This is a genomic window from Nostoc flagelliforme FACHB-838, from assembly GCF_014698065.1.
GTDB classification, from domain to species: Bacteria; Cyanobacteriota; Cyanobacteriia; order Cyanobacteriales; family Nostocaceae; genus Nostoc; species Nostoc flagelliforme_B.
In genome coordinates this window covers 1-5,552 of the sequence record NZ_JACJSI010000375.1, presented here as the reverse complement: position 1 = coordinate 5,552, position 5,552 = coordinate 1, and the positions used below count along the sequence as shown (strand labels likewise).

Sequence of the window (5,552 nt, the reverse complement as noted above, 5' to 3'; positions counted from 1 at the left end):
TCTTGATTATTATATGCGTCAATTACTTTTTGGCGGAGGTCAATGGAGTATGCTTTCATACCAGATGCACTTTGCTGTTGACTTTGTTCATCCTCCCACATTTTGTATTTCACGCAAGCGAGAACCGCTATACGCAAGTCGTAGCCGTCGCTTGGAGGCTGCACCATTCCACTATCTTTGTCCTGTTGCCAAGCTACTGAATAACATGAGCAAACAAGATACAGCAACACTTCGAGTAACTTTAGCTACCATAACACTGAGTTGGGTTTTGCTTGGAAGTATGAGAAGTAGCGTTAGATGAATTAGCACTGAGGACTATTTGTCCTTTGGCATTTAGTACTGCACCTGTGGCTTCAACAATGCGTTTGGGAGTGGAGGTTGTTGGTTTAGTTGTTGGTTTATTAGTAACAGGTGGTAGGGAACGATTGTTGTTAGTGGGTTTAAAAGACACCCAATCTGTTTGGCTTGCATCAGGAGTGAGAATGTCTTTAGGATTAAATGGTAAACCGCCGCGTCCAGTAATCACAAATCGATTTTGGGCGTAACCTGGACTATAGCAGCCTTGAGCTAGTTGGGTGTCAACTGGTACTGTGGGCAACTCAACCAAGCCACTGTTGGGGTCGATACCAGGTGTATTCAGTTCTACAGAACCAGTAAACTGGGGACTTGCTCCAGTAGCAGTTATATCACTTGTGCGCTCTGATTGCGTATCTTGGAACTGTGTGCCATAAATACCAGAGGCATTGATTCGGACGTTTCCGCCAAAGAAGTTAGCAGAATTGGCGCTGATGTCGCTATTTTTAAAAGCGATGAGGAAATCAGTGTCAATGTTGATATCACCGCCAATAACATTTTCTCCAGTAGCGTTGGTGAAGATATTACTATTGCGGCTCATGATTAAATTTTCTGAGTTAATATTAATTGTCGCTTGCTGCCTATTTGGGACAACTTTATTACTGCGTGTGTCGGCGGTGAGGAAAGCGTTATTGTTTAAGCGGATAGAGCGAGCAGTTAATGTCATATTCCCTGCGGTTCCTGTTCCGAGGCTGTTCACAGCTAACCCTGCTCCATCTTGCACGAGCAAGGAAGTAGTTTTAATCGTCAAATCCCCTGCATTCCCTGTTGAGTTTGGCTGTGCAGAAGCAAATAAGCCACTGCGCCGACCATTTCCTGATTCACCGATGAGTTGAATATTTTGGGCATCAACGCTCAAATTTCCTCCCTTGCCATAACCAAAGGTACTAGTATTCACCTGTGCGCCATCTTGCACGAGCAAGGAATTAGTTTTAATCGTCAAATCCCCTGCATCCCCTGTTGAGTTTCGCTGTGCGAAAGCAAATAAGCCACTGCGAACCCGATCATTTACTGATCCACCAATGAGTTGAATATTTTGGGCATCAACGCTTAAATTTCCTCCCTTGCCATAACCTGTTGTACTAGTACCCACCTGTGCGCCACCCTCAACTCGTAAAGTCCTAGTACTGATATTAATATCGCCCCCCTGCCCGTTTGCTTCTTCTAGCACCTGATTATTAATGTAGCTCCCATCAAGATTGATTTGTCCAGTAGCATTAACCTCAATATTTCCCGCTTTACTATTATCAGAACCCAGCCCACTTTCTATGCCTGCAAACAGTTCACTATCTCCTGTCATTTCTAAATTCCGGGCATTAACAGCGATACTTCCACTATCACTAGCATTAACTCTTACTCTTGCAGCATTGCTTAACGTTACATCACTTCTTTCTACAGAATCAGGAAAACTCAAACTCAGATTACTACCATCTCCACTCAACCCAACAGTTCCTGCACCAGATAAACCACCTAACTCAACTCGCCCACCAAAAGCAAATAACCCTCCACCATCCATGTTGATGTCACCGCCTACTAACAATAAGCTATTGCCATTTGGTACGCGCAAACCAACTGAGTTATTTTGGATAGATGCGGTTTTGATTTGATTAAATAGTAAGGCGGAAGGATTAACCGTTAGCAGTTCAGGAGTATTTGGATTAGTAGCATTGAAAAAACCTTGATTGCCAAATCCAATAGCATTAGCTGTAGCCCCTACAAAAGAACCTTTAACATCTAGCCTCGCACCCTGTCCAAAAATAATTCCGTTAGGATTTATCAAAAACAAATTAGCTGTGCCGTTAGCACGAATTATTCCATCAATATTAGAACGTGACCCACCCGTTACTCGACTAATAATATTTTGAATATCAAGAGCATTATTAAAAGAAGCAGTACCGCCAGGAGAGACAGAAAACTCACTAAAGCTGTGAAACAAATTACTTCCTGCTTGCGTTCCTCCAGTGATATTGAGGGTGTTGCCATCTGGTGTAACAACAGAATTATTAGGCAAAGTGCCATCAGGGGTAATCTGAGCAAAAACGTACTCTGGCGAAGAAGCAATCAAAAGGCTGCCCATCGCCAAACTAAAACCCCAAGACCACCAATTTTGAGCTATTTCTAACGTTGCACCTACCCAATTCCTTGCCATGTACGGGTATTGCTGCGCTGTTGAAGCTTGTTGGTGAAGCAAAACATCTATTTTATCAAGCGAGGTTTGATTCATTTAGCACTCCAAAAGTTACTTTCCCTCTCTATTTATTTCTGGCAATAGAGGGTGAATTTTACGCGAAAGAGCTTTTATTGTTACAAAAGTTTATATTTGACTAGCTTGAAGTTTTGTAAAAAACTCCGAATTTTGCATAAAAGCCCACCTCAAAAAGCTGATAGATAAATAGAAGTGCTTCAATACTTGTCTAGTACTTCACTAACTACTTTGTTCATTTTTCCAACGAATAGAAATTGAATATTAGGAAAAAGAATGACAAAGATTTTAGTTATTGATATGGAGGAGCAAGCCCGCAACATATTTTTAAGATGCTTGGAAGAAGAAGGCTTCGATGCGATCGCTGCTTATTTCGTCATGCCCCCAAGTAGACAAGTATTAACTTGATGTCCACTAAAGAGCATCTATCGTGAAAAAACTGAAACTCCTTACCCTTGCGTCTACTGTGATATCTATAGTAGGTGTATTTACAGCTATTAACATTGGCAAGCAAGCAGAAGCTATTCTGGTTACAGGCAACCCCAATGATTATATACTTCCTCCTGGTACGGGTGACGGTATTGTGGAACTAAGGTTAAACCAAAATGGCAATCCTGCACTTTGTACAGGTTCATTATTGCCTACAGGGTTGCATATTCTTACTGCTGCTCACTGTCTTACCGAAGGCAACATACCAGGAATTATAGATTATGTTGAGAACGTAAGAGTGAACTTTGATTTGCTTACGGGAAGGAATACAGTAGAATCCTCCACTTATTATATTCATCCTGGTTGGAACGGTAATGTTTTAAACGCCAATGACATTGCAATTGTTGGACTTGATACCTTGGCTCCAATAGAAGCTGACAGATATAACATTTATCGGGGTGGTGATGAACTCGGTGAGAATTTTACGGTCGTCGGGTATGGTGTTTCTGGTAATGGAGAAACGGGTTCCGACCGAATAAATTTTCCATCTGGAATTAAGCGTTATGGTTACAATAATTACGATTACAACTCTTATCCGCAAAACCAAGAAGCAAATGCTTTCAAAGTCTTGGGTTATGACTTCGATAGTGGATTGGAGCGTAACAATAACCCTCCTGGTGATACGGGTTTGGGGATATTTGAAGTCGGCATTGCTCCTGGTGATTCGGGTGGACCAGCATTCATAAATGAATTAGTTACTGGTATTACATCGTTTGGTATTAGATTTGCCCCCCGTCGGGATGTCAATGATAAATATGATTCTTCTTTCGGAGAGATTGGCTATAGTACTCGCGTGTCATATTATGCCAACTTTATAGATGATGTTTTAGCAGGCAAGATTGCTGCTACCCGCACGGTTCCAGAACCTTTTACTTTATTAGGCACTGTATTCACTCTCAGTGTTTTGATTATCAGTTCACATTTTAAAAAGAAAGTAAGTAGAACAAAGTGAATAAATCAAACTGTGTAACAATACCTTGGCCAAAAAAGAGTATGAAGAGATCGATCTGTCGTAGTAAAGTTATTGTCTTTCACAACGACAACTCAAGTGCGATTCGTTGTGAGTGAATCCCAACAATCAGAGGCTATTTATAAAGTAAATTTAAAAGGCCAGAATTTCAGGTTTTACCGAAACGTTGGGTAGTTGACAGAAGATTTGGGTAGTTTAACCAATATGATCGTCTCAGCAAGGATTATGAGCGTTTACCTGAATTTATTTGAAAGTCTCTAAGGATGAAATTATATGTCAATATCAGCTTCTTTAGACCTGTCTAAAACTTTCTCCCTCAACAGCTTATTAGGAGCTAATCAGACAATTTATTTAGATTTCGACGGCAATATCACCTCTGGTAGTTTCTGGAACACAAGTAAAGGTTTGGCTAACATTATCACCCCTGCTTTTGACTTCGACAGCGATGCAGCATCCTTTAGCTCGGTTGAACTTGAAAGAATTCAGTATATCTGGCAGCGTGTTGCTGAGGATTTCAGCCCATTTAATGTCAATGTTACAACGCAGGCTCCAGCAGATATTAACGATCTAGTTAAGAGCGGCAGTGATGATGCTCGTTGGGGGGTGCGTGTTGCGATCGGCGGTAGCTATGACGATTGGTATGGTAAAGCAGCCGGAGGAGTCGCCTATGTTGATTCTTTCAACTGGAATAGTGATACTCCTGCCTTTGTTTTTGCTAAAAATACGATCAACGGTGATGAGAAGGAGACGGCTAAGGCTATCTCTCACGAAGTAGGTCATACGCTAGGACTCAAGCATGATGGACGAATAACCCCCGCTGAAGAATACTACGAAGGACATGGTAGTGGAGAGACTAGCTGGGCACCAATTATGGGATCGGCGGGGTATTACCAGGAGCTAACCCAGTGGAGTAAAGGCGAGTATGCTTCTGCTAACGATACTGAGGATGATTTGCAAATTATTACAACCCAAAATGGGTTTACCTACCGAGCCGATGATTGTGGTGATATAATTGCGACAGCAAAGCCACTAAACATTTCTGGTACGTCTATCAGTGATAGTGGCATCATTGAGCGCAATACAGATCTAGATTTTTATAGTTTTGTCACAGATACTGGTCTGATTAGCTTGACAGTGAATCCTTTTAGCCGAGGGCCAAACTTAGACATTTTGGCAGAGCTATACAATTCTGCCGGTACTTTAATTGCATCGTCCAATCCAACAGATTTACTATCTGCAAGTATTACAACAAATGTCGTTGCTGGAAATTATTACCTCAAAATTGATGGTATAGGAAAAGAAAATCCTCTTTCAACTGGTTATACGGATTACGGCAGTTTGGGGCAGTATTTTATCAATGGTACTCTAAACTTTCCTAATATCAAGCGATGGGCAACTGGGCAAGGCGGATTTTGGGATTCTCAAAAATGGCTAGTTGGCGATTTTAACGCAGATGGGAAAGATGATTTAGTCAACGTCTTCAATGATGGCGCAGGTCTAGTTAATATCGATACTCACTTATCTAATGGTGAAAGT

Annotated in this window: 4 protein-coding genes and 1 pseudogene; 4 read left to right on the top strand and 1 reads right to left on the bottom strand. The window is 41.5% G+C overall.

Annotation, left to right across the window (positions count from 1 at the left end; translation table 11 throughout):
- Positions 1 to 241: 241 nt before the first annotated feature.
- Complete coding sequence (locus H6G97_RS44105) at positions 242 to 2,578, bottom strand: two-partner secretion domain-containing protein (protein ID WP_190946805.1); 2,337 nt, start codon at positions 2,576 to 2,578, stop codon at positions 242 to 244.
- A gap of 255 nt (positions 2,579 to 2,833) precedes the next feature.
- On the opposite strand from H6G97_RS44105, the gene H6G97_RS55145 reads away from it, so the two are divergent.
- The 4 genes and pseudogenes from H6G97_RS55145 to H6G97_RS44090 all read left to right on the top strand — a co-directional run.
- On the top strand, positions 2,834 to 2,965 hold the full coding sequence (locus H6G97_RS55145) for a hypothetical protein (RefSeq protein ID WP_277883433.1): 132 nt from the start codon (positions 2,834 to 2,836) through the stop codon (positions 2,963 to 2,965).
- Between the two features lie 22 nt (positions 2,966 to 2,987).
- On the top strand, positions 2,988 to 3,998 hold the full coding sequence (locus H6G97_RS44100) for a trypsin-like serine protease (protein ID WP_190946804.1): 1,011 nt from the start codon (positions 2,988 to 2,990) through the stop codon (positions 3,996 to 3,998).
- Between the two features lie 161 nt (positions 3,999 to 4,159).
- A pseudogene (locus H6G97_RS44095) lies at positions 4,160 to 4,267 on the top strand (transposase); the annotation flags it as partial.
- A 22-nt stretch (positions 4,268 to 4,289) separates the two neighbouring features.
- Positions 4,290 to 5,552 (top strand): zinc-dependent metalloprotease family protein (locus tag H6G97_RS44090; RefSeq protein ID WP_199350077.1); only part of this gene is annotated, 1,263 nt, incomplete at its 3' end.